Origin of the sequence: Streptomyces sp. S186, from assembly GCF_051603415.1 — a bacterium.
Classification (GTDB): Bacteria; Actinomycetota; Actinomycetes; order Streptomycetales; family Streptomycetaceae; genus Streptomyces.
The window spans coordinates 3,802,509-3,823,969 of sequence record NZ_CP193932.1 but is presented as its reverse complement, the minus strand read 5'-3'; the positions used below and the strand labels follow the sequence as shown (position 1 = coordinate 3,823,969).

Genomic DNA, 21,461 nt, shown 5'->3' with positions numbered 1-21,461 from the left:
CATGATGTTCGAGAAGGTACTGATCGCCAACCGCGGCGAGATAGCGCTGCGCATCGCACGGGCCGCTCGTGAACTGGGCATCCGGACCGTCGCCGTGTACTCGTCGGAGGACGCCGACTCCGCCGTGGTGCGCTGCGCCGACGAGACCGTGCACATCGGCCCGCCCGCCGCGAGCCGTAGCTACCTTTACATCCCGGCCCTCGTGGAGGCCGCCCTGCGCACCGGTGCGGACGCCGTGCACCCGGGATACGGGTTCCTGTCCGAGGACGCCGACTTCGCCGAGGTGTGCCGCGCCAACGGCATTGCCTTCATCGGCCCGCCGGCCGACGTCATCCGGCGCCTCGGCGACAAGACGGCGGCCCGCGCGGCCATGGCCTCCGTGGGACTTCCGCTCCTGCCGGGCAGCCTGCGCCCGCTGGGGACGGCTACCGCCGCGCAGGCCGTGGCCGACGACATCGGATACCCGGTCATCGTCAAGGCGGCCGCGGGCGGCGGCGGGCGCGGCATGACCATCATCCACGACCCCGCCGACTTCGCCGCCGCCTACCGCGACACCGTCGCCCGGGCCCGCGCCCTCTTCGGGGACCCCGCCGTCTTCGTCGAGCGCTATCTGCCCACCGCTCGCCACGTGGAGGTGCAGGTCCTCGCGGACCGGTACGGCAACGCCGTGTACGTCGGCGACCGCGACTGCTCCGTGCAGCGCAGGCATCAGAAGCTCATCGAGGAGGCACCCGCGCCGCACCTGCCCGCAGCCCTGCGCGCACGCATGGGCGAGGCCGCGGTCCGTGGCGCCCAAGCGGTCGGATACGTGGGCGCGGGCACCTTCGAGTTCCTGGTGGACGACGCCGGTGACTTCTCCTTCATGGAAGTCAACTGCCGCATCCAGGTGGAGCATCCGGTCACCGAGATACTGTCCGGAATCGACCTGGTGCAGGAGCAGTTCCACATCGCCGCCGGGCGGCGGCTCACCCTGCGGCAGGAGGACGTGGAGCTGCGCGGGGCGGCGATCGAGTGCCGGATCAACGCGGAGGACCCGGAGCGGGACTTCGCGCCCGCGCCCGGGCCGCTCACCGAGTTCGTGCCCGCGGGCGGCCCGTTCGTCCGTGTGGACACGCACGCCTACCAGGGCTACCGGGTGCCTGTCTCGTACGACTCGCTGCTTGCCAAGGTCGTGGCCTGGGCGCCGACGCGCGACGAGGCGCTGCGGCGCATGGACCGGGCGCTCGCCGAGTTCCGCGTCGCGGGTCCCGGGGTGCACACCACCCTCGGGTTCCTGCGGAGCGTCATGGACGAACCCGCTTTCCGCAGCGGGAAGTACAGCACGTCAATCGTCTCTCAGGTGTTAGGGATGAGGACCGACCGATGACACAACCGACACGCCGCGTGGCCATCACGGGGATCGGGGTACGAGCGCCCGGAGGAGCGGGGACGAAGCAGTTCTGGGATCTGCTGACCTCCGGCCGTACGGCGACCCGCCGGATCTCCTTCTTCGACCCGAGTCCGTACCGGTCGCAGGTCGCCGGCGAGTGCGACTTCGATCCCGTTCAGGAGGGATTGACGCCACGTCAGATCCGAAGGATGGACCGCTCGGCGCAGTTCGCGGTGGCCTGTGCGCACGAGGCGATGGACGACAGCGGCGCCGAGTTCGCCGAGCTCGACCCGCACCGCACCGGCGTCACTCTGGGCAGCGCCGTCGCGGCCGCGACCAGCCTGGAGCGCGAGTACCTCGTGCTCTCCGACGGCGGCCGACAGTGGGAGGTGGACCCGGCGTATCTGTCCCCGCACATGTTCGACTACCTCACGCCGGGCGCCGCGGTCGCCGAGGTGGCGTGGGCGGTCGGGGCCGAGGGCCCGGCGGCGATGGTCTCCGACGGCTGCACCTCGGGTCTCGACGCGCTCGGCCACGCCTGCCGCCTGATCCAGGAGGGCAGCGCGGATGTGATGGTCGCCGGGGCGGCGGACACCCCGGTCACGCCGATCGTCGTGGCCTGTTTCGACGCGATCAAGGCGACGACCCCGCGCAACGACGAGCCCGAGCGGGCCTCGCGGCCCTTCGACCGCACGCGCAACGGATTCGTCCTCGCGGAGGGCGCGGCCATGTTCGTCCTGGAGGAGTACGCGCACGCCCGGCGGCGCGGCGCGCACATCTATGCCGAGATCACCGGTTACGCGACCCGGCTCAACGCGTACCACATGACCGGGCTCAAGCCCGACGGGCGCGAGATGGCCGAGGCGATCAGGGCGGCCCTGGCCGAGTCGCGGATCGCCCCGGACGCGGTGGACTACGTCAATGCGCACGGATCGGGCACCAAACAGAACGACCGGCACGAGACCGCCGCATTCAAGCGCAGCCTCGGCGACCATGCGTACCGGGTCCCGGTCAGCTCCATCAAGTCGATGGTGGGCCACTCGCTCGGCGCCATCGGCTCCCTCGAGATCGCGGCCTGCGCCCTCGCCATCGACCAGGGCGTGGTGCCGCCGACCGCCAATCTGCACGAGCCCGACCCGGAATGCGACCTGGACTACGTGCCGCTCACGGCACGCGACATGGAGGTGGACACGGTGCTGAGCGTGGGCAGCGGCTTCGGCGGCTTCCAGAGCGCCATGGTGCTGCGCCGTACCGGTGGGGAGCGCGCGTGACGGACAAGGTCGTGGTGACCGGTATCGGCGTCCTCGCGCCCAACGGGCGGAGCACGGAGGACTTCTGGGCGGCGACCCTCGCGGGCACGAGCGGCATCGGCGAGATCGAGCGGTTCGACACCGCGCGGTACGCGTCCCGGCTGGCCGGTCTCATACGGGACTTCGACGCCGAGGAGCACATACCGAAGCGGCTCCTGCCACAGACGGACGTCTCCACGCGGTACGCGCTTGCGGCCGCGGCGAGCGCCCTGGAGGACGCCGGGGTGGACCCGGCCGGGTTCCCGGAGTTCGACATGGGCGTGATGACCTCGAACGCCACCGGTGGTTTCGAGTTCACGCACCGGGAGTTCAACAAGCTGTGGTCGCAAGGCCCGTCCAAGGTGAGCGTCTATGAGTCCTTCGCCTGGTTCTACGCCGTCAACACCGGCCAGATCTCCATCCGGCACGGCATGCGCGGCCCCGGCAGCGTGGTGGTCAGCGAGCAGGCCGGAGGGCTCGACGCAGTCGGCAACGCGCGCCGCGCCGTCCGCCTCGGCACCCCGCTCGTGGTGTGTGGCGGCCTCGACTCCGCCTTCGACCCCTGGGGCTGGGCATCCCATCTGTCCGGCGGCCGGGTCAGCACCACCGCCGACCCTGCCCGCGCCTACACGCCGTTCGACGTCCACGCGGACGGCTATGTGCCGGGCGAGGGCGGCGCGATCCTCATTGCTGAGAACGCGGACGCGGCCCGGGCGCGTGGCTGTGCCGTGTACGGCGAGATCGCGGGCTATGCCGCCACGTTCGACCCGGCTCCCGGCCGCGGTCGCCCGCCGGGCCTGCGCCGCGCCGCCGAACTGGCCATCGCCGACGCCGGGTTGCGCCCCGCGGACGTCGGCGCCGTCTTCGCGGACGCGGCCGGACTGCGGGCCGAGGACGCCACCGAAGCGGCCGTCGTCCGGGAAGTGTTCGGGCCCGGGGCCGTGCCCGTGACCGTCCCGAAGGCGCTGACGGGCCGTCTGTTCGCGGGCGGCGGGCCCCTCGACCTGGCCGCTGCCTTCCTCGCCCTGCGCGACCGGGTCCTGCCGGCCACCGCGCACACCACCACCGTGCCCCGGTCGTACGGCATCGACCTCGTCCTCGGGGAACCCCGCCCCTGCGACTTCGACGTCGCCCTGGTCCTCGCCCGCGGCAAGGGTGGCTTCAACTCGGCCGTCGTGGTGCGGCGCGCGGAAGCCGGGGACACCCCGCGCTGACCCGCACGCCCGCCTCCGTACCGCCTTCTCTTCCTGACCTTTCGCACGGCCACGTACCGACACCAAGGAGAAGACCCCATGACACGGATCACAGCCCAGGACATCATCCGTCTGCTCGCCCAGAGCGCGGGAGACCTGGAGTTCACCGGGAACCCGGCGGACGCCCTCGACCTCACCTTCGACGCGCTCGGCTGCGACTCGCTCGCCCTCCTGGAGACGGCGGCCCGTATCCAGGACGACTACGGTGTCTCGCTGTCCGAGCAGGTGGTGGGGGATCTCGACACCCCGCGCTCCCTCATGGCCGCCGTCAACGATGCGGTTGCCCAGGCCGGTTGAGCCCCGCGACGTGCACGCTGCACGCCCCGGCCCCTCAGCGCAGTCGGACGAAGGCGTCGGCGACCCGGACCAGCCACGCGATGTCGTCCTGCAACCCGGACGAGCGGCTGCCGCTGTCCGTCCTCGAATCGACGGTGGTCGAGACCTCGGGTGCCCTGCCTGCGCCTTTCTCCCGGATCGCCACGGACAGCGCATACGCCTCGGCTTCGGCGCAGGAAAGCAGCGCAGTGGCGTGCCGGCTGAGGCCGGGAGGCAGATAGGGGCGCAGGGCGCGCTGGCCGTCGCGGATCTCGATGACGCGCCGGTAGAGCCGGTAGTCCAGGTCCCGGAGCGGCAGCAGGTGTTCGAGGCGGTAGGGGAGCGGCGGGTCGAGGACGATGTCGGGCACGGCGCGGTAGAGCGCCAGCCACAGGGGCCGCAGTCGCAGGTAGGCACGGTACTTCGCGCACCATCGCGACCCCCTGCCCAGGCTCGGCCCCCAGGCGGGAACGGTCCAGCCGAACACCTTGAGGACGGTGCCGATGTCACCGGTGAGCCAGTCCGGGGCGTCAGGCAGATGCGCATCGCTCCCTGACAGCTCACCGGTGATCTCCCAGCAGCGGAGCCCGCAGTGACTGAAGGAGAGCACGGCGCCCAGCATGGCGGCCCCCATGCCCCAGCCCAACCAGGACCGCTTGGCGATCTTCATGTACCGCCACGACAGGCGCGCCGTCTCCAGCTGCCCGAACGCGCATACCCCGAAGAAGAGGTAGAGGTATGCCGCATATCCGGGGTCACGCATGTCCGCGGTGCTGAGCCGGTCCGCCACGAGCCGTCGGCCGTCGAGCCCCAGCGCGGCGTGCAGGGTGACGAGCAGGACCGCCATGCCCACCCAGGCGGCGACCAGTCTGCGCGCCCGGGGCCGTGCGGCGTCCGGAGGGTGGGACCAGTAGGTCATGAACACCGTCTGCGCGCCGGTGAAGCCGACGACGGCGACCTCGGTCACCAGGGGCGCCAGATGCTGGTGCCAGGGCAGCAGGGTCGTGGTCGGAGTCACCCGGTTGAGCTGTTCCAGGAAGCTGACGGAGGAACACAGGAAGTACACGCACAGGGCGAGCACGGCCGGGTCCCTGCGGCTGCGCAGCAGCACGGGGAGGTTGTAGAGGAACGCGGCCAGGGCCGCGGCGGCGCAGGCCCAGCCCATGACCTGACTGGGAAGGCTGTCGATCAGCATTCCCCGGGGGAGATTGGCACGGGGGGTGGGGAGTTCAGTCAAGACGACCGGGTTCGGTCGGGGCGCTCGCTCGAGGCAGGCGTGGGCCGATGGTCGCCTCGATGCGCGCGATGATTTCTGCGTCCGCGGGGGGAGGGACCTCGCCGGTAACCTCCGGGGGGCCCGAGGCGGCCTGCTTGAGGAAGAGCGACGCGATCATCTCGGCCTCGCGCTCCTGCGGATCCGTGTATGCGGACCGGTAGAGGACGTCCCGCACCAGCTGAGGGTCGAGATCGGGGAAGAGCGTGTCGGCGCCTTGGGCGATCGGGTCGTCGGCGGTGCGGTGGCCGCAGAGGATGTGGGCCAGTTCGTGGACGATGATGTGGTCCTGATACGCGTGGCTCGCATCGGCCGCGTACACGACGACATCCACATCCTGCCAGGCGAGCCACATCCCGCAGGGCTCCGGGGGCTTGAGCCTCATGGGGACGGTCACCACGGGTCGGCCCCGTAACGCACTGATGTGGCTGCGCAGTTCGGTTATGCTCCGTGGGCCGGGGGCGCCGAGCGACGCGAGGCGCCGTTGGCAGGCGCGGCGCAGATCGGCGTTCCTCCGGAGCCACGTCCGGCGCGGACTCGGCAGAGCGGACACTACGTGGATCTACTCCTCAACGGGCGGTAATCCCTGCAGTTTGCGGACTTGGTCGATAACGGCGGTGATGGCGGCGAGGCTCTCCGGCGGTAGTCCCACCACACGCAGGGCGACGCCGCGCACGCCGGCTTGGCCCAGCTCGTTGAGCGCCGTCAGCTGGGAGTCGACGCGGTCGGCGTGATCGGGGTCGACGAAGTAGGCCGGCGAGACACCGAAGAACTTCGCCAGGGCGCTCAGCAGGTCGGTGGAGGGGTTGGACCGCTTGCCCGTGCGCAGTGCCGACAGATATGCACTGCTCACCTTCAACCCGGGGTTGATGCGCTTGACTTCCTCGGCCACCTCCCGGTTGGTCCAGTGCCTGCCCTGTGGTCGACTTGTGCGGAACAGATGGTTGAGTCTTTCCGCGAGCACCACTTGATCGTCGTTGTCCGGCATGTTCTCACTCTCTGCGCCATTCCGGCACGCTGAAGACTCCAATTGTCTTCAAACAGACGGCAGTTGACAATGAAAGGGCCGTATATGCAGAATGCATACGACTGACAGTTGTCTTCATGTGGCTTCTATCAACTGATAGTTGACTTTTGCTGACGAGCGCTCCGTCATGGAGGGGGACCATGGCAGTCCACATAGGCATCGACGTACTCGGCTCGCTCTCGCTCCATGCGGACGAGATACAGGCGACCCCGACTGCTCCCAAGGAGCGCAAGGTTCTGGCGCTCTTGCTGATGAACCACTCACATGTCGTGCCGGTCTCGCAGCTCGTGGAGGAGCTGTGGCACGACAGTCCGCCCAAGACCGCAGTCACTGCGCTGCAGACCTATATCCGCAACATCCGCCGCAGCATCTCGGCCAAGATGTCGCTGCCGCCGGCTGTGGTGAGCGGTGAGCTCCTGCAGACCAAGAGCATGGGCTACGTCTTCAACACCGCGGCCTGCACCTTCGACCTGGCTGAATTCCGCAGGTACGCGGCGGCCGGCCGGGACGCGCTGCGCGTCGGCGACCAGGCCGGCGCGGTACGGCAGTTGCAGTTGGCCGACGACCTCTGGCAGGGCTCGGCGCTCGTCGACGTCGACCAGGGACTGCCGCTGCAGGCGGAGGTGTCGCGCCTCGAACAGTCGCGGCAGACGGCGCGCAGCTTACGTATCGAGACCGCACTTCGCATCGGCCGCCACGCGGAAGTCCTCGGCGAGCTGGCCGGATTGGTGCTCCAGCAGCCCTTCGACGAGCACCTGCACGCGTACTACATGCTTGCTCTCCAGCGCTCCGGGCGTCGTCCCCAGGCGCTGGAGGTATTCGACCGGCTCCGCCGCTCCATGGCCGACGAACTGGGGCTCGAACCCTCCCCCGACCTGCGCCGGTTGCAGCAGGACATCCTCGGCCCCACGGAACCCACCCGCTATGGAGAGGGGCAGGCGGGCAGGGGCCCGGCCGGCTCGCGCGACGTGCACGCTCTGCTGCAGCGAACCCGCCTCGGTGCACCCGCGCCCGTGGCCTGAGGCGCATCGGCCGGCGGTCCTCGGACAGATCGCAGGGCCGGAAGCCTGCTGCTGTTCGGCGGTCGCATCGCCGACCTGTGGGGCCGCAAACGCGCCTTCGTCACCGGCGTCACCGGCTTCGCCGCAGCCTCCGCCCTGGGCGGCGGCGCCGTCGACACCGCCATGCTCATGGGCGCCCGCGCCCTGCAGGGCGTCTTCGGCGCCCTGCTCGCCCCGGCCGCGCTGTCCCTGTTGGCCGTGACCTTCACCGAGGCCAGGGAACGTGCCAAGGCGTTCGGGATCTACGGGGCCATCGCTGCCAGCGGCGCCGCCCTGGGCCTCATCCTGGGCGGCGTACTCACCGAGTACCTCACCTGGCGCTGGACGCTGCTGGTCAACGTCTTCTTCGCCGCCGCGGCAGCACCGGCGGCTGGAACGCCGCCGGCACCCTCGGCCCGATCGGCACCGGTCTGTTACTGCTGGCGGTGTTCGTGCTCCTGGAGCACCGCGTGAACGCCCCGCTGCTGCCGCTGCGGGTGATCCTCGACCGCAACCGCGGCGGCGCCTTCCTCTGCCTGGCCATCTCGATCACCGGCATGTTCGGCTTGCTGCTGTTCCTGGCCTTCTACCTCCAGGTCGTCCTCGGCTTCAGCCCCCTGCGGTGCGGACTGGCGTTCCTGCCGTTGACGGCCGGCATGATGACCGGCGCCACCCGGATCGGCACCCGCCTGGTTCCGCGCCTTCCCGCCCGCACACTGATGGCCCCCGGCTACCTCGTCGCCGCCGCGGGCCTGGTCATCCTCGCCCAGATCACTCCCGACAGCTCCTACCCCGCCGTCGTCCTGCCCGGCATGGTCGTCACGGGACTGGGCATGGGCACCGCCCTGATGCCCGCCATGAGCCTGGCCACCCACGGCGTCGCCCCGCGGGACTCCGGCGTCGCCTCCGCCTTGGTCAACACCTCCCAGCAGATCGGCGGCGCCATCGGCACCGCCCTGCTCAACACCATCGCCACCACCACCTACCTTCGCCACCACACTGCTGCGAGCCCCGCAGGAGCCGGACGCCTGCATCTGCAGGCGATGGTCCACGGCTACTCCGCCGCCATCCGGTGGGCAGCCGGCTTCCTCACCCTCTCCGCCGCCCTCGCGGCCCTCCTCGTCAACCACCGACCCCGCTCCACCCCACAGACACCTGCAGTCGACGAGTACGCCTGAGGGGCCCCGCGTTTCCCGGACGGGTGTCCGACGGTTCATTTCACGTCCCGCACCGACGCGCTGCCGGCCCCGCCGCGAGCCTGGACGGCGCGAGAGTCTCTCGTCGACACCGAAGAACGCATCCGCGCCTTCCTCCACCAACTCGACGAACTGATCAAGGAGGGCCTGGTCATCCTCGACGACAGCCTGCTCCGGCACCTGTCAACGGCCCGTTGCTCGCCACGTCGGCACGACCGCCGCCGTCGTCGGGATCGTCACCGGCATCGGTGAGGCCGCCGCGTCTTCACGGACACCACCCTGGCCGGCTTCACCCGGGGTGCCTTCTCCTCCAACTTCCGTGACAAAGAAGAGCTGTTCCCTCCCACTACGACGCCCACGTCGACCGGCGGCAGGCCGAACTCGCCTGCCGCGCCGCGTCCCTCGGTGACGCACCCGACCCGGTGGCCGGCCCGGAGCGCCCCCGGCGCTCATCCACCATGCCCTGCCCTACCTCGTACGGGCGCTGAGCAGGTCGGAGGAGGACGGCTGATCGGGACACTGCCAGGAAGTACCGGGGCCCCGGTCACCGTTCCCGCGGATCCGCGGTTCAGCCCAGATCGTCCCGGCGGACCACCCGGGCGCTGATCCGCAGCACGCCATCCTCGCGGACCAGCACGTCATCGCAGGTGCAGACGCGGTGCACCCGCGAGGCGCCGCCCCGTGTGGTGGCGTACACGACGGCGTAGGACCGGACCCGCACCGTGCCGTCCTCCTGCGGGCGGATGTCGAAGACGCCGGGCCAGTGGCGATGCTGTTCGCCGTTCTCCGCCAGCGTCGTGTGGGCGGTCCGCGCTGCTGCCGCCAGCGCGGCCCGGCCCCGTACGGGCTCCGGCGCCGTGGGCACGTCGAACGTTCCGTCCGCGGTGAAGCCCGCCGCCCACTCTTCGGCTGCGCCGGCATCGAGCAGCTGCATGTGGTGGGCGTAGAACTGCTGTGCCTCGGCACGGAGGGCGGCGAGCGCGAGCGCCTCGGTGGTGGGCGGGGTCAGGGTCTGAAGGGTCACTGCGTGCTCCGAATCGTGGTCGGCGTGCCGGTCGGCACGGACGGCAGGGGCAGCGCCAGGCTCCGACGGCGCGATCGAGCCGCGTTGGAGTCCCGCACGTGCCGGTCGCGGGAACCCCGCCCATGAGGCACGCCCGCGCCGTCCAGTACAGCTCCGGCACAGCTCCAGCTGGGGTCCAGTCCGGGTCTTCACAGTGGCGTCGGTTGCCCGTCAGGGCACACCGGACAGCACGTCGACGACACGGCACCCGGCCCGGGCCCCGAGCCCGGGTGCAGCGGCGCCGCCCGGAAGGATGCGTCATGACCTCACAGAACGGACCCGTCGCGCTCGTCACGGGTGCCACCAGCGGCATCGGGCTCGCAGTGGCCCGCGACCTGGCGGCACGGGGCATGCGGGTCTTCCTCTGCGCCAGGACCGCCGAAGCGGTCGCCCGCACCGTCGCCGGACTCCGCGCCGAGGGCCACGACGTGGACGGCATCGCCGCCGACGTCCGCGACCGCGCGTCGGTCACGGAGCTGGTCCGCGCCACCGTGGACCGCTACGGCCCCATAGGCGTCCTCGTCAACAACGCGGGGCGCAACGGAGGAGGCCGGACCTCCCAGATCTCCGACGAGCTGTGGGACGACGTCATCGGCACCAACCTCACCAGTGTCTTCCGGCTGACCCGGGAGGTGCTCAAGAACGGTGGGCTGGAGGGCGCCGCCTACGGACGCATCATCAACATCGCCTCCACCGCCGGCAAGCAGGGCGTCGTCCTCGGGGCTCCGTACAGCGCCTCCAAGCATGGCGTGGTGGGGTTCACCAAGGCGCTCGGCCGGGAGCTGGCACCCAGTGGCGTCACCGTCAACGCGGTGTGCCCCGGCTATGTGGAGACGCCCATGGCGCAGCGGGTCCGCGCGGGCTACGCCGCCGCCTGGGACACAACCGAGGACGCGGTGATCGAGCAGTTCGAGGCCAAGATCCCGCTGGGCCGCTACTCCACCCCCGAGGAGGTGGCCGGGCTCGTCGGCTACCTGACCACTGACCAGGCAGCTTCCATCACTGCCCAGGCGCTCAACGTCTGCGGCGGACTGGGCAACTTCTGACCGTCCGGCTGACCGGAGAGAAAGGCGACCGCATGTCCCGCGACCGTATCCACCAGACTGCCCATCACACCGACGTGGCGGCACCCGCCGGGGTTGTGTACGGCCTGCTCGCCGACGCGACGCGCTGGCCGCAGTATCTCGCACCCAACGTGTACGTCGAACGCCTGGAACACGACGCGACCGGCGAGCGGCTGCGCATGTGGGCCACGGCCAACGGCCAGGTGAAGTCGTGGACGTCACGGCGGCTGCTGGACATCGAGGCTCGGAAGATCGAATTTCGGCAGGAGCGGTCCGCCGCCCCCGTCGCGTCGATGACCGGCACCTGGATCGCCGAACCCACAGGCCCGCAGCGGACCCGGCTGACGCTGCTGCACACCTTCTCCGTCATCGATGACCGGCCGGCGGACGTCACCTGGGTCGAGCAGGCCACCGACCGCAACAGCCGCACGGAGTTGGCGAACATCAGGGATCTGGCGGAGAGTTGGCAGACGCTGGAGCAGCGGACGCTCACATTCGAGGACTCTGTGCGCGTCCAGGGTTCCGCCGACGCCGTCTACGAGTTTCTCTACCACGCGAGCCGGTGGCCCGAACGGCTGCCGCACGTCGCCCGGCTCGACCTGACCGAGGACGAACCCGGCGTACAGACCATGGAGATGGAGACCCGGACGGCCGATGGCTCCACCCACACCACGGAGTCGGTCCGGGTCTGCTTCCCGCATGCCCGGCGCATCGTCTACAAGCAGACCACCACCCCCGCCCTGATGACCGCGCACACCGGCGAGTGGAGCATCTCCACCGACGAGACCGGCACCACCGTCACCTCACAGCACTCGGTGCTGCTGCGGGAGTCGGCCGTTCCGGCGGTGCTCGGCGCGGACGCCGGGCTCCCCGAAGCACGCGCCTATGTACGTGAGGCGCTGGGCCGCAACAGCACGGCCACCATGAACCTGGCACGGGAGTACGCTGAAAAGACCGTGCCCTGGCTTCAGGTCTCCACCTGATTCCGTCGTATTCGGAGTGCCGCCGGTCCGGCGGTGGGGTCACCCTTCGAGCCTTCCCGCTGTCGGACCGGACAGTTACGATCTACCGTGCGATGCCAGCATTGAGCGACGTACGGGGGAAATTCTGTGGTCAGAGTTCTGCTCGCTGAAGACATGCTGATGCTCCGCAAGGCGCTGGTGACACTGCTGGAACTGGAACCGGACATCGAGGTCGTGGCCGAGGAGGAATCCGGGGACGCCGTGCTCGCCTGGGCGTTGAAAACCCGTCCGGATGTGGCGGTGCTCGACATCGATCTTCCGGGAACGGACGGAATCGAAGTGGCGGCCCAGCTCCATGAGCAGGTGCCCGAATGCCGGACACTGATCCTCACCAGTCTGGGACGGCCCGGCAACCTCCGTCGGGCCTTCGAGGCGCACGCCTCCGGATTCCTGCTCAAGGACGCCGAACCCGAGCGGCTGGCCGATGCCATTCGCAAGGTGGCCAAGGGCGAGCGGGTACTCGATCCCAATCTGGCGGTCGTCGCCCTGCAGTCCGCGGAGAATCCGCTGACCGCCCGGGAACGCGAGACCCTGCGGCTGGCCGCCGACGGCGAGAGCGCCGTGGAGATCGCCGGCCGGCTCTTCCTCTCCACCGGCACCGTACGCAACTACCTGACCACCGCGGTCACCAAACTCAACGCGCGCAATCGGATGGACGCGGTAAGGATCGCCCGGGACTCGGGCTGGCTGTGAGCGCCTTCGGGGGCCCGGTGCCCGGACCCCGGGGGGAACGCAGCGGCAGCGAGACGTCCAGCTGGAACCACCCGTTGCCTTCGGGACCCGCGGTGAGCCGGCCGCCGAGCGCCTGGGCCCGCTCCGTGAGGTTGACGAGACCGCGCCCGCCCGCGCCCTGACCTTCGCCGAGGACACTGCCCTTGGCAGAGGCGCCGTCGTTCCGGAGGAGCAGCCGGGCGGTGCCGTCGTCCGTGCTCACCACGATCCGGCAGCGCTGGGCCTTGCTGTGCCGCAGCAGGTTGGTCACCGCCTCCCGCACCACCGCCGCCAGGGTGTCGTTGACCGCCTGCGGGAGGTTCAGGTCCGCCACCCGTGTCGCCGTACGGATGCCCACCGCCTCCAGCACAGACTTCGCCGCCGCGACCTCGGCCACCAGCGACATCCCGCGGTAGCCGCTGGCGACGGCCCGCACATCGGCCAGTGCCGCGCGCGCCGAGGACACCACCTCGGCCAGCTCCTGCTCCGCGCGGACGGGGTCCACCCCCACCATCTTGCGGGCCACCTCGCACTTGACCGTGAGGGTGGAGAGGCTGTAGCCGAGCATGTCGTGGAGGTCGCGGGCGAAGCGCAGTCGCTCCTGGGTGACCGCCAGCGCGGCCACGTCACTCTGGGCCGCGTGCACCTCCCGCACCAGATCGGCGAGGCGGCTCAGCCCGAACACCACCAGCGCGGTGATGAGCGTGGAGACGCCGTTGTACGCCACATCCTCCCAGCCGTAGCCGACCGAGAACTGGATGACTACGGTGCTCGCCACCACCAGCCCCAGAAACGGCCATGCCAGGGCCTTGTGGAGGGCCAGTGCCATGGAGCCGGCCAGGAATCCGGGCATTCCCAGCCAGGCGTTCTTGAATGCCAGGAACGGCAGATAGGTGAGCAGGGCCTGCAGGCACAGCGTTGCGTACCGATAACGCGCCAAGCGGGGCATCAGACCGGGAAAGGAATGAGAAATTTGAAGGAGAAACAAAAGGGCAAGGATTCCGATGCAGCAGACGACAATCCACGGCGCGCTGTGCATCCGTAACACGAATATTCCGGACACCAGGAAAAATCCGAAGAAAACCACGGCAGTGATGGTGACGGCCAATCGCGGCGCGAGCTGTGGACGGCCGGAGCCCCCCAGCATTCTGGCCGCCTCCACAGGGAAACTGGCGAAGAGACAGCTGGCGAGCTTCATCACGCATACCCTCCCGGGAGAATGGCCCTCGGGTCAGCATATGCCGGAAGACCGGAACGCGGAGCTGCTCCGGTTACCCGCAACTGGAACCATTCGTACCGGAATTGGCCGTAAGGTCAGTCCCGCCGGCGCCGGCGGGAGAAGCAATCCCGCAACACCTCGGCCGAACGCCCGGGCCAGTCATAACCGTTGAGCGGCATGCCGCCCGCCGCGGGCTCCGCCTCGGCGGGCGGCAGCGAACCCAGCGCGAACCCCCCGACGCTCGACTCGACCCGCCAGTCCAGACCCGCGGCGCGGGCGAACAGATCGCCGTCCCCGCCCGACGTTGCGCAGGACGCCAGCCCCATCGCGGTGCACACCAGATACAGCGTCTGCTGGAGCACCCCGACATCCTTCAGGAGCGCGGTGTACGCCATCCCGCTGTACTTCCACGTCATCCTGCGGAAACGGCCCGTGATGGTGATCAGCGCCGGCGGCTCGGCCCGCCCGCCGGCCAGCAGCCGTGTCTGGGAAAGCAGTTGACCTGCCACCGGTCGGCCGGTGGCCACCGCCCGGAGCGCGTGCTCCACCGGGTCGTAGTGGTACGTGCCGCACTCCAGCCCCTCACAGTCGCCCACGGTCAGGTAGAGCTCCAGCGCGTAGGTCGAGCCGATGCTCGGATAGGGGCGGCTGCTGCTGCCCGCGCCGTATTCGGCGACATCCGGCGCGGAGCCCAGGGAGCGGATACGGGCCACCCGGAACAGCAGCTCGCCCAGCTGGCGAAGCGTCAAGGGCTCGGTGCCGTACTGCCGCATCGACCGGCGGCCCTCCAGGACCGCGGTCATCGGCGGGTCCTGTGCGAGCAGCCGGTCGAGCGCGGGGCGGACCAGCGGGACGCGCTGGTGCGCCACGACCGGTTTGACCACCGGCTCCGGCGCCATCCGCCCGGCGTACGGGTACGTCGCCCCGTGGGCACCGTCGTGGCAGTCCACCCGGCTACGCGAGTGCAGCATCAGATCGTGCGGCGACCAGGCGATCAGGGCCGGATCGCCGTCCTCGGCGAACCGGCCCGGCTCCTCATCGGGCCCCGATCCGTCGGAGACCAGCATGCCCGCGGCGAGGAGGTAGGAGACCACTGCCCGTACCGTCCCCGCAGGCAGGTGCAGCTCGGCGGCGGTGTCCTCGACGGTGGACGCGCGGCCGAAGCAGCCGGTCAGCCGGACCCCGTCGATGCCCGGCAGCGCGACCCGGTGCCCGGACAGCGGCGACTCGATGCACAGCCCGTCCCCGTCCGACCGCATCAGGGCGAACCGCGACAGCCGGTGCAGGGCACCAGGCCGCGGCGGCACCGGCCGGAAGCTCGCCGTCCGGGAGATCGGCACCACCGACAGCAGCGGATCACCGCCGCCGACGGCCAGTGAGCGGACCAGGACCTGCTGGAGGGCGCCCTCCAGCTCCCGCGGCAACGCGCTCCAGAACGGCTCCAGTTCACTGAGCGGCACCAGCTCCCGCGCCATCCGCTCCAGCACCTGCTGGAGCGCCGTGGACGCGGGCGGGAGCCGCACGTCGTCCCATCGGGTGGTCAGCACCGCGGGCCCGGGCCCGTCCGTCGGTGCCTCCACCAGGGCGTCATCACGGAGCGAGCACACCTCGATAACGTCCTCGGCGCGCTCGGGTGAGGAGAAACGAAGGCTCAAGATCGGGGCCTTTCGGGCGGCGGCGCATCACATGAACAGCGGGATCGGGTTGAGGTCGGCGTAGGAGCGGCGGTGGTCGAGCCGCCCCAGGCTCCGGGGTACGTCGTACAGCCGGCCGGGGGCGAACCGGGCCCGGAAGGACCGCAGCCCCGGGACGATCACCTTCACCACCGGCAGCGCGATGTCGGGCAGTGTCTGATCCAGGACCAGCATCTCCAGCCCCCGCTCGCGAAGCGCCCCCGTGAGGGCCGTGACGTCGTCCCGCAGATCGGCGCGCGCCACCCGGGGGAAACCGTCCGGTGTCCGGGCCGCCTGCCCCGGGTCGGGCAGCAGATACGGCTGGGTGGCCACCGTCGCGGTACGCCACCAGTGCAGCGCGGCCCGGTCGTCGGTGCCGTAGCCACCGCCGGTGCCCCGCGAGCCGATCACCGGCGGCATCATCTGGTTCAGCTCGGTCAGCGCGCGGCGCAGCGCCGTCCGTGGGTCGAAGTGGGCGCCGAACCCCATGACCACGTCCTCGGTGCCCGGCGTCGTACGCCGCGACAGCGCCGCGAAGACCGGGATACCCAGATCGCCGGTGAGGTCGAGCGCCCACACCGTACGGCCGAGGGCGGTGTGCGAGCGGCGCATGGAGTCGGCCCATGCGTCGTCGAAGGCGTCGAGGTCGACGGCGGGCTGGCGGGTGCGGTTGTACCACCACAGGGCGACCGAGTCCCGCTCCACCAGCTCCAGCGTGCCCTGTACGACGGCGTCCTCGGTGCTGCTGCCCGCGGCCGCGCCGTTGGAGTCGGCGACGCAGAACCGGCCACCGGGCAGATGGGCCGCGTTGTAGTAGAGGGAGGCGGTCGGCAGCAGCCGGTGGTGGCCCGCCGTGAGTGACCACACCGGTGTCCAGTCGATCTCCGCGCTCTCGTCGAACGGCTCGGGCACCCGGTGGAACGGGCCGTGCTCGGCGTTCCACCGCTCCCGGTCGGCGAACTGGCGCGGGTGGAAGAGCTGCACCGCATCCGGGTGGACGGCGCGGTCGGCGACGGCACTGTAGGTCGCCCGCACCGTCGCCTCGTCGCCCTGGTAGTGGCCGCTGTAGCGCTCCACCGCCTCGCACAGCGCGCTCACCCGGGCGTGCTCGGCGGTAATGCCCTTGCCCGAGCTGAAACTGCGCAGACCGGCCCGGACCGCGCCCGGACCGTCCGCCGCGACGACCGGATTGTGGCCGGCGTGAAAGCAGTTGAGGAACTCCGGGCCGCGCGGATCGCGCCGGATCTCCTTGACGACGCCGGTGAGTGGGTCGACCAGATGCGCGTACCGCTCCGCCATCTCCCGGGCCGCGACCGCCCGGTCCGCGCCGCCGTTCAGATCGGCCGCCTTCGGGCGGGAGCGGAGCGCCAGCGGGCGCCACGCACGGGCCGTCCGCAGCCCGCGGTCACCGCAGGACGGGCACTGTGGGCGGCGCCGTACCGCGTGGTGGTGCCCGGTCAGGGTCGTGGTGTCCAGGGTCCAGACGGCGTTCTGGCCGGGGTGCCGGTGGCCGGCGAGCCATTTGGCCGCCTCCAGCGCCGTGAGGTGTTCGGCCGCCGCGGCGACCGGCACCGGGGCCGACTCGGGTGCGGGGAGGCGGAGTCCCAGCTCCTGCCAGAGGTAGTTCTCGGCATGGCGGTTACGGCCCAGCCGGTCGGCGAGACAGCTCCAGCAGGGACCCGCGCCGGGGCGGAAGACCGGGCCGAGCCACAGGTCCGCCCGTCCCAGCCGGGTCATCAACCACGGGCGTCCGCTGCGGCGTTGGGCGGCGTCCAGCGCGGCCAGCGCCGGGTCGAGGTAGTCGTCGCAGACCACCACGACGAGTCCGTCCGGACCCAGCTCATCGGTGGGCCTGACCGCCAGACCCGCCGCGCCGAGCGCGGCCCGCAGCCCTGCCGGATCCGCCTCCCCGACGACGGTGACGGACACCTCACCGCGCTCGGCGCGGCGGGCCGCCGCCGAGCCGTCGAGGCCCGCCAGCTCCCAGTACGCCTGCACGGAGCGCTCCGCGGCACCCGGCGTCACCGAGGTGAGCAGCCGGTTCTCCGCGAGCCTGCCGATCAGCAGCCGGACCTGGTCCTCCGACAGGCCCCCGGGCGCATCGGCCGCCACCTGCGCGACATCGCGGGTGCCGTCGAGCAGCCGGGCCACGGCCAGCACCGCGTCACCGCGCAGCGCGGTCACGCCGCGGTCCGACACGAGGTACACCGCTTCGTCGGGCACCACCTCGGCACGGAGATGCGGACGGAAGGCGAGGCCGCCGCCCGCCCCACGCGACGCGCCGGCGCCTGGCCCGGCAGCGGTTCTCAGGGAGTCCTCCACGCCTGCCCCTGCTTCCCTCAGACCTCGGTGTCCGGCGTCGTCCAGCACATGCAGGTGGCGCAGAACCGTGCCATCAGCTCGGTGCTCGGTAAGTGCGACAGGTTCTCTATGAGGAGATCGACGTCGATCGGGCCGCCGTCGCTGTTGGTCTCGACCGCCGCGCCGTGCATACCAGTTCCCATGGAGTGCTCCGTGTCCCGTCGGAATGTGCTGTCACGGCAGCAGTCTTCCGGCGCCGCCCGGGCCCGGACAGTGCCGGTTTCATGCCCGGCACATGAAGTCCTCATATCCGCCCATGGGTTGTCTTCACGGCCGGTCCGGGAGGGCGGCACTGGTCCCCGGGCCTCGTGGATGGCACGTTCGAAGGGCCAGCTGAGCTCAAGTGAGGCTGAGGCGGAAATTCACCACCACGGAGGAATGATGGAGATCAGGGTTCTGGGTCCGCTGAGCGCTGATGTCTGCGGGGGGTCGATCGTTCCCACTGCGGGAAAGCCCAGACAGATTCTCTCGCTTCTGGCGCTCTACCCGGGCCGGGTGATGCCCGTGCCCACGCTGATGGAAGAGGTGTGGGGCACCGACCTGCCCCGCAGCGCGCTCACCACGTTGCAGACGTACATCCTGCAGCTGCGCCGCAGGCTGGGCACCGCGCTCGGCCCGGACGCGTCCAAAGGGTCCAAGGACGTCCTCGTCACCCGGCACGGGGGGTACCTGCTCCAGGTACCCCCCGAATGCGTCGACGTGCACGAGTACGAGCGCCTGGTCGCCGCCGGCCACACCGCGTTCGACGCGGGTGAGGACGGACGGGCGGCGCGGCTGTTCCGGCAGGCGCTGGCGCTGTGGCGCGGCCCCGCGCTGGTGGACGTCCAGGCCGGTTCGATCCTCGACATCGAGGTGATGCGCCTGGAGGAGAGCCGCCTGTGCACCCTGGAGCGGCGGATCGACGCCGATCTGCGGCTGGGCCGCCACACCGAACTGCTCACCGAGCTGACCGCGCTCATCGCCCGGCACCCGCTGCACGAGGGCTTCCACTCCCAGGCGATGGTGGCGCTCTACCGCGCGGGGCGGCAGGCCCGGGCGCTGGACGTCTACCGGTCGCTGCGTGGGCGCCTGCGCGAGGAGTTGGGGCTCGAACCCTCGCCCCAACTCCAGCGTCTGCACCAGGGGTTGCTCTCCGCCGACCCGGCGCTGGACTCCCCCGCCACCGGCCGGCGCGGCCCGACGTTCAACTTCTACGCGGCCTGATGGGGCGGGCCGCCGGCCGGGGTCGCGTCCGGCCGGCGGCCCTGGTCCTCCGCCCTTCGAGCCGAGCTCTAGGCGGCGTCTCCAAGGTGGTGTCGTCCACCGGGCCGGACCGTCCGCCCGGTCCGCCGGGGCGGCGCTTCGAGAAGGAGACCAGCCATGAGGGAACGGCAGCGGGCGTCGCAGCCCGTCACGCTCTACTGCTTTCCCCACGCGGGAGCGGGCATTTCCGCCTTCCGCGACTGGCCCGGCCGCACCGGCCCCGGGACCGAACCGGTGCCCGTCAAACTGCCCGGCCGGGCCGGGCGGCGGCGCGAGGCGCCGGTCCGCGGCGCGGCGGACATCCTGGCCGACCTGCGGCACCTGGTGACCGCCGCACCGGACCGGCCGTACGCGCTCTACGGGCACAGCCTCGGCGGCCTCATCGCCCACGGTCTGGGCGTCGCCCTGGAGCGAGCCGGGCTGCCCGGCCCGGCGCTCGTCGCGGTGGGCGCCTGCGCCCCGCCGGACGCGGCCGCTCCGCTGGCCGACTGTGCCGAGCTGCCGGAGGACGAGCTGCTGGACCGGCTCGCGACACTCGGCGCGCTCCCGGCGGACGGAGCGCCGGCCGAGTCCTGGCGGCGGCTGGTCCTGCCGGCTCTGCGGGACGACCTCCGGCTGGCCGGCAGGCTGCGGGCGGCGGCCGACGGGCCGCTGACCGCACCGCTGCTGGCCGTCTCCGGCGCGGCGGATCCCGTCGCGGGGCCGGAGGTGATGGCCGGATGGCGGAGTTGGAGCACGGGCCGGGTGGTCGAGCGGACACTGCCCGGCGGCCACTTCTTCGTCCGCGGCCCGGAACTGCCGCGGCTGCTCGGCCGGGCCTGCCGCGTCGTGGCCCGCATGGCGGCGCCCCGGGTGCTCGACCCCGTCGCCCACCGATGACCTCTGCCACCTGACCGAGAAAGGCTGATCAACGATGGCCAAGTTCGAACTCACCGACCTGACCCGGACGCTGCGGGAGTGCGCGGGCACCGACGAGACGGTGGACCTCCAGGGCGACATCCTGGATCTCACCTTCACCGACCTCGGCTACGACTCGCTGGCGATGCTGCAGACCACCGGCCACATAGAACGCTCCCTGGGCCTTCGGCTCGACGAGGACGCCGTCAGCGACGCCGACACCCCGCGGCGGTACCTTGCCATGGTCAACGACGCGCTCTCGGCCGGTACGGCGGGATGACGCCGGTGCGTCTCATCGACCTGTCGTCGGGTGTCGACGCCGGTGCGTGGGAGCCGGATCCGGTGGTCCACGAGATCCTCACCCCCGCCGAGGGCGCCCGCCACATGCGGGACGAGATGCAGCGCCACTTCGGCCTGGATTTCGACGTCTCCGCGCTGCCCGACGGCGAGCTGCTCTCGCTGGACACCTTCACCCTCACCAGCCACACCGGCACCCATGTCGACGCCCCCGCCCACTACGGGACCAGGGCCGCCTACGGCACCCCGCGGACCATCGAGCAGATGCCACTGGACTGGTTCCACCGCCCGGCCGTCCGGCTGGACCTGCGCGGGGAGCCGGCGGGCGCCGCGGGGGTGGAGGTGCTCCGGCGGGAGATCGACCGGATCGGCCACGCCCCGCAGCCGTACGACATCGTGCTGCTGCACACCGGCGCTTCCGAACACGCCGGGACGGAGCGGTACTTCACCGAATTCACCGGCCTCGACGGCCCCGCCACGGACTTCCTGCTGGACCTCGGGGTCAAGGTGATCGGCACAGACGCCTTCAGTCTGGACGCGCCCTTCGGCCACATGATCCGCCGCTACCGCGAGACCGGTGACCGCTCGGTGCTGTGGCCCGCCCACTTCGCGGGCCGCCGGCGCGAGTACTGCCAGATCGAGCGGCTGCACCGGCTGGAGGCGCTGCCCGGCCCGTACGGCTACACCGTCAGCTGTTTTCCCGTGAAGCTGGTCGGCTCCGGTGCCGGCTGGACACGCGCGGTCGCTCTCGTCGAGGAGGAGCCCGACGAGGGCGACCGAGGCTGAACGGCCCGCGGCGGCCGGCGGGGCCCGGTCAGGGCACCCCGCCGGCCGCCGTGGTGTACCGGCTGTCCGGCCGTGCGGCGGGCGGCCGCGGAGGCCATGCCGAGCCAGGTGTGCGGGTTGACCTCCCAGCACCAGCCGAGCTTCGGCGCTCGCCGGCTGATCCAGATCGCGGGCACCCGGCGGTCGCCGGAGCGCGAGCCGCCGAGCGAGAAGCACCTGTTCTTGACCGGCACCTGCGGGTGGTGGGTCACGAGCGCGACGCCCTCCTCGATGGTGAGCAGGGTGCGGCCGCGTCCGGCGATGGTCTCCATGGCGTCGTTGGGCACGGCGCCGCAGAACTCCTCGCCCCGCTCGATGCCGCACA

At 71.3% G+C, this 21,461-nt stretch carries 21 protein-coding genes and 2 pseudogenes; 14 read left to right on the top strand and 9 right to left on the bottom strand.

Going from position 1 to position 21,461, the window contains the following annotated elements; translation table 11 throughout:
* The first annotated feature begins 4 nt into the window (after positions 1-4).
* From ACRAS8_RS16245 to ACRAS8_RS16230, 4 genes are all read left to right on the top strand, one after another.
* Positions 5-1,366: an acetyl-CoA carboxylase biotin carboxylase subunit gene (locus tag ACRAS8_RS16245; protein WP_438490505.1), complete on the top strand. Its 1,362-nt coding sequence runs from the start codon at positions 5-7 to the stop codon at positions 1,364-1,366.
* Positions 1,363-2,640, top strand: coding sequence for a beta-ketoacyl-[acyl-carrier-protein] synthase family protein (locus ACRAS8_RS16240; RefSeq protein ID WP_438486769.1), 1,278 nt, complete (start codon positions 1,363-1,365; stop codon positions 2,638-2,640). The genes ACRAS8_RS16245 and ACRAS8_RS16240 overlap by 4 nt, the downstream gene beginning before the upstream one ends.
* Positions 2,637-3,872 carry a ketosynthase chain-length factor gene (locus ACRAS8_RS16235; RefSeq protein ID WP_438486768.1) on the top strand — a complete coding sequence of 412 codons (1,236 nt, stop codon included), beginning with the start codon at positions 2,637-2,639 and terminating at the stop codon, positions 3,870-3,872. The genes ACRAS8_RS16240 and ACRAS8_RS16235 overlap by 4 nt, the downstream gene beginning before the upstream one ends.
* Positions 3,873-3,950: 78 nt before the next feature.
* The gene (locus ACRAS8_RS16230; protein ID WP_438486767.1) at positions 3,951-4,208 is read left to right on the top strand and encodes an acyl carrier protein; all 258 of its coding nucleotides are present in this window, start codon (positions 3,951-3,953) and stop codon (positions 4,206-4,208) included.
* Positions 4,209-4,242: 34 nt separating this feature from the next.
* Here the strand turns inward: ACRAS8_RS16230 and ACRAS8_RS16225 are convergent, their stop codons facing one another.
* The 3 genes from ACRAS8_RS16225 to ACRAS8_RS16215 form a co-directional block, all read right to left on the bottom strand.
* Entirely contained in the window at positions 4,243-5,421 is a 1,179-nt protein-coding gene (locus ACRAS8_RS16225) for an MAB_1171c family putative transporter (protein WP_438486766.1), read from the bottom strand.
* Positions 5,422-5,455: 34 nt separating this feature from the next.
* Positions 5,456-5,884 carry a toxin gene (locus tag ACRAS8_RS16220; protein ID WP_438486765.1) on the bottom strand — a complete coding sequence of 143 codons (429 nt, stop codon included), beginning with the start codon at positions 5,882-5,884 and terminating at the stop codon, positions 5,456-5,458.
* A 177-nt stretch (positions 5,885-6,061) separates the two neighbouring features.
* Complete coding sequence (locus ACRAS8_RS16215) at positions 6,062-6,487, bottom strand: helix-turn-helix domain-containing protein (RefSeq protein WP_438486764.1); 426 nt, start codon at positions 6,485-6,487, stop codon at positions 6,062-6,064.
* Positions 6,488-6,666: 179 nt separating this feature from the next.
* Between ACRAS8_RS16215 and ACRAS8_RS16210 the strand changes: the two genes are divergently transcribed.
* The 3 genes and pseudogenes from ACRAS8_RS16210 to ACRAS8_RS16200 form a co-directional block, all read left to right on the top strand.
* Positions 6,667-7,548, top strand: a complete 882-nt coding sequence (locus ACRAS8_RS16210; protein ID WP_438486763.1) for an AfsR/SARP family transcriptional regulator — start codon at positions 6,667-6,669, stop codon at positions 7,546-7,548.
* 39 nt (positions 7,549-7,587) lie between these two features.
* Positions 7,588-8,744: pseudogene (locus ACRAS8_RS16205) on the top strand (MFS transporter); the annotation flags it as partial.
* Between the two features lie 99 nt (positions 8,745-8,843).
* A pseudogene (locus ACRAS8_RS16200) lies at positions 8,844-9,014 on the top strand (DUF190 domain-containing protein); the annotation flags it as partial.
* A gap of 316 nt (positions 9,015-9,330) precedes the next feature.
* Here ACRAS8_RS16200 and ACRAS8_RS16195 read toward each other — a convergent pair.
* A complete protein-coding gene (locus tag ACRAS8_RS16195) occupies positions 9,331-9,786 on the bottom strand; it encodes a nuclear transport factor 2 family protein (protein ID WP_438486762.1) in 456 nt (151 codons plus the stop codon).
* A 299-nt stretch (positions 9,787-10,085) separates the two neighbouring features.
* Between ACRAS8_RS16195 and ACRAS8_RS16190 the strand changes: the two genes are divergently transcribed.
* The 3 genes from ACRAS8_RS16190 to ACRAS8_RS16180 all read left to right on the top strand — a co-directional run bounded on the left by ACRAS8_RS16190 (position 10,086) and on the right by ACRAS8_RS16180 (position 12,604).
* Positions 10,086-10,871 carry an SDR family NAD(P)-dependent oxidoreductase gene (locus tag ACRAS8_RS16190; RefSeq protein ID WP_438486761.1) on the top strand — a complete coding sequence of 262 codons (786 nt, stop codon included), beginning with the start codon at positions 10,086-10,088 and terminating at the stop codon, positions 10,869-10,871.
* A gap of 32 nt (positions 10,872-10,903) precedes the next feature.
* Complete coding sequence (locus ACRAS8_RS16185) at positions 10,904-11,872, top strand: aromatase/cyclase (RefSeq protein WP_438486760.1); 969 nt, start codon at positions 10,904-10,906, stop codon at positions 11,870-11,872.
* Positions 11,873-11,998: 126 nt separating this feature from the next.
* Positions 11,999-12,604 carry a response regulator transcription factor gene (locus ACRAS8_RS16180; protein ID WP_438486759.1) on the top strand — a complete coding sequence of 202 codons (606 nt, stop codon included), beginning with the start codon at positions 11,999-12,001 and terminating at the stop codon, positions 12,602-12,604.
* On the opposite strand, the gene ACRAS8_RS16175 is transcribed toward ACRAS8_RS16180, so the two are convergent.
* The 4 genes from ACRAS8_RS16175 to ACRAS8_RS16160 form a co-directional block, all read right to left on the bottom strand.
* The gene (locus ACRAS8_RS16175) at positions 12,546-13,571 is read right to left on the bottom strand and encodes a sensor histidine kinase (RefSeq protein ID WP_438490504.1); all 1,026 of its coding nucleotides are present in this window, start codon (positions 13,569-13,571) and stop codon (positions 12,546-12,548) included. The two genes, ACRAS8_RS16180 and ACRAS8_RS16175, sit on opposite strands and share 59 nt — an antisense overlap.
* A gap of 365 nt (positions 13,572-13,936) precedes the next feature.
* Positions 13,937-15,496 (bottom strand): SagB family peptide dehydrogenase, encoded by a 1,560-nt coding sequence (locus ACRAS8_RS16170; RefSeq protein ID WP_438486758.1) that lies wholly within the window; start codon positions 15,494-15,496, stop codon positions 13,937-13,939.
* Positions 15,497-15,523: 27 nt separating this feature from the next.
* The gene (locus tag ACRAS8_RS16165; RefSeq protein WP_438486757.1) at positions 15,524-17,740 is read right to left on the bottom strand and encodes a TOMM precursor leader peptide-binding protein; all 2,217 of its coding nucleotides are present in this window, start codon (positions 17,738-17,740) and stop codon (positions 15,524-15,526) included.
* Between the two features lie 113 nt (positions 17,741-17,853).
* Positions 17,854-18,018, bottom strand: coding sequence for a hypothetical protein (locus ACRAS8_RS16160; protein ID WP_438486756.1), 165 nt, complete (start codon positions 18,016-18,018; stop codon positions 17,854-17,856).
* Positions 18,019-18,256: 238 nt separating this feature from the next.
* Here ACRAS8_RS16160 and ACRAS8_RS16155 point away from each other — a divergent pair, with 238 nt between their 5' ends.
* The 4 genes from ACRAS8_RS16155 (at position 18,257) to ACRAS8_RS16140 (ending at position 21,097) form a co-directional block, all read left to right on the top strand.
* Entirely contained in the window at positions 18,257-19,078 is an 822-nt protein-coding gene (locus ACRAS8_RS16155; RefSeq protein ID WP_438486755.1) for an AfsR/SARP family transcriptional regulator, read from the top strand.
* 156 nt (positions 19,079-19,234) lie between these two features.
* The gene (locus ACRAS8_RS16150; protein ID WP_438486754.1) at positions 19,235-19,996 is read left to right on the top strand and encodes a thioesterase II family protein; all 762 of its coding nucleotides are present in this window, start codon (positions 19,235-19,237) and stop codon (positions 19,994-19,996) included.
* A gap of 34 nt (positions 19,997-20,030) precedes the next feature.
* Entirely contained in the window at positions 20,031-20,294 is a 264-nt protein-coding gene (locus ACRAS8_RS16145) for an acyl carrier protein (RefSeq protein ID WP_438486753.1), read from the top strand.
* 5 nt (positions 20,295-20,299) lie between these two features.
* On the top strand, positions 20,300-21,097 hold the full coding sequence (locus ACRAS8_RS16140; protein ID WP_438486752.1) for a cyclase family protein: 798 nt from the start codon (positions 20,300-20,302) through the stop codon (positions 21,095-21,097).
* On the opposite strand, the gene ACRAS8_RS16135 is transcribed toward ACRAS8_RS16140, so the two are convergent.
* Positions 20,992-21,423: a DUF5701 family protein gene (locus ACRAS8_RS16135; RefSeq protein ID WP_438486751.1), complete on the bottom strand. Its 432-nt coding sequence runs from the start codon at positions 21,421-21,423 to the stop codon at positions 20,992-20,994. The two genes, ACRAS8_RS16140 and ACRAS8_RS16135, sit on opposite strands and share 106 nt — an antisense overlap.
* Positions 21,424-21,461 lie beyond the last annotated feature (38 nt).

Coding starts and splice junctions, on each gene's coding strand:
- ACRAS8_RS16190 (WP_438486761.1), top strand. CDS start 10,086: ATGACCTCACAGAACGGACCCGTCGCGCTCGTCACGGGTGCCACCAGC.
- ACRAS8_RS16220 (WP_438486765.1), bottom strand. CDS start 5,884: ATGAGGCTCAAGCCCCCGGAGCCCTGCGGGATGTGGCTCGCCTGGCAG.
- ACRAS8_RS16245 (WP_438490505.1), top strand. CDS start 5: ATGTTCGAGAAGGTACTGATCGCCAACCGCGGCGAGATAGCGCTGCGC.
- ACRAS8_RS16155 (WP_438486755.1), top strand. CDS start 18,257: ATGGAGATCAGGGTTCTGGGTCCGCTGAGCGCTGATGTCTGCGGGGGG.
- ACRAS8_RS16210 (WP_438486763.1), top strand. CDS start 6,667: ATGGCAGTCCACATAGGCATCGACGTACTCGGCTCGCTCTCGCTCCAT.
- ACRAS8_RS16160 (WP_438486756.1), bottom strand. CDS start 18,018: ATGGGAACTGGTATGCACGGCGCGGCGGTCGAGACCAACAGCGACGGC.
- ACRAS8_RS16215 (WP_438486764.1), bottom strand. CDS start 6,487: ATGCCGGACAACGACGATCAAGTGGTGCTCGCGGAAAGACTCAACCAT.
- ACRAS8_RS16185 (WP_438486760.1), top strand. CDS start 10,904: ATGTCCCGCGACCGTATCCACCAGACTGCCCATCACACCGACGTGGCG.
- ACRAS8_RS16225 (WP_438486766.1), bottom strand. CDS start 5,421: ATGCTGATCGACAGCCTTCCCAGTCAGGTCATGGGCTGGGCCTGCGCC.
- ACRAS8_RS16240 (WP_438486769.1), top strand. CDS start 1,363: ATGACACAACCGACACGCCGCGTGGCCATCACGGGGATCGGGGTACGA.
- ACRAS8_RS16175 (WP_438490504.1), bottom strand. CDS start 13,571: ATGCCCCGCTTGGCGCGTTATCGGTACGCAACGCTGTGCCTGCAGGCC.
- ACRAS8_RS16150 (WP_438486754.1), top strand. CDS start 19,235: ATGAGGGAACGGCAGCGGGCGTCGCAGCCCGTCACGCTCTACTGCTTT.
- ACRAS8_RS16230 (WP_438486767.1), top strand. CDS start 3,951: ATGACACGGATCACAGCCCAGGACATCATCCGTCTGCTCGCCCAGAGC.
- ACRAS8_RS16145 (WP_438486753.1), top strand. CDS start 20,031: ATGGCCAAGTTCGAACTCACCGACCTGACCCGGACGCTGCGGGAGTGC.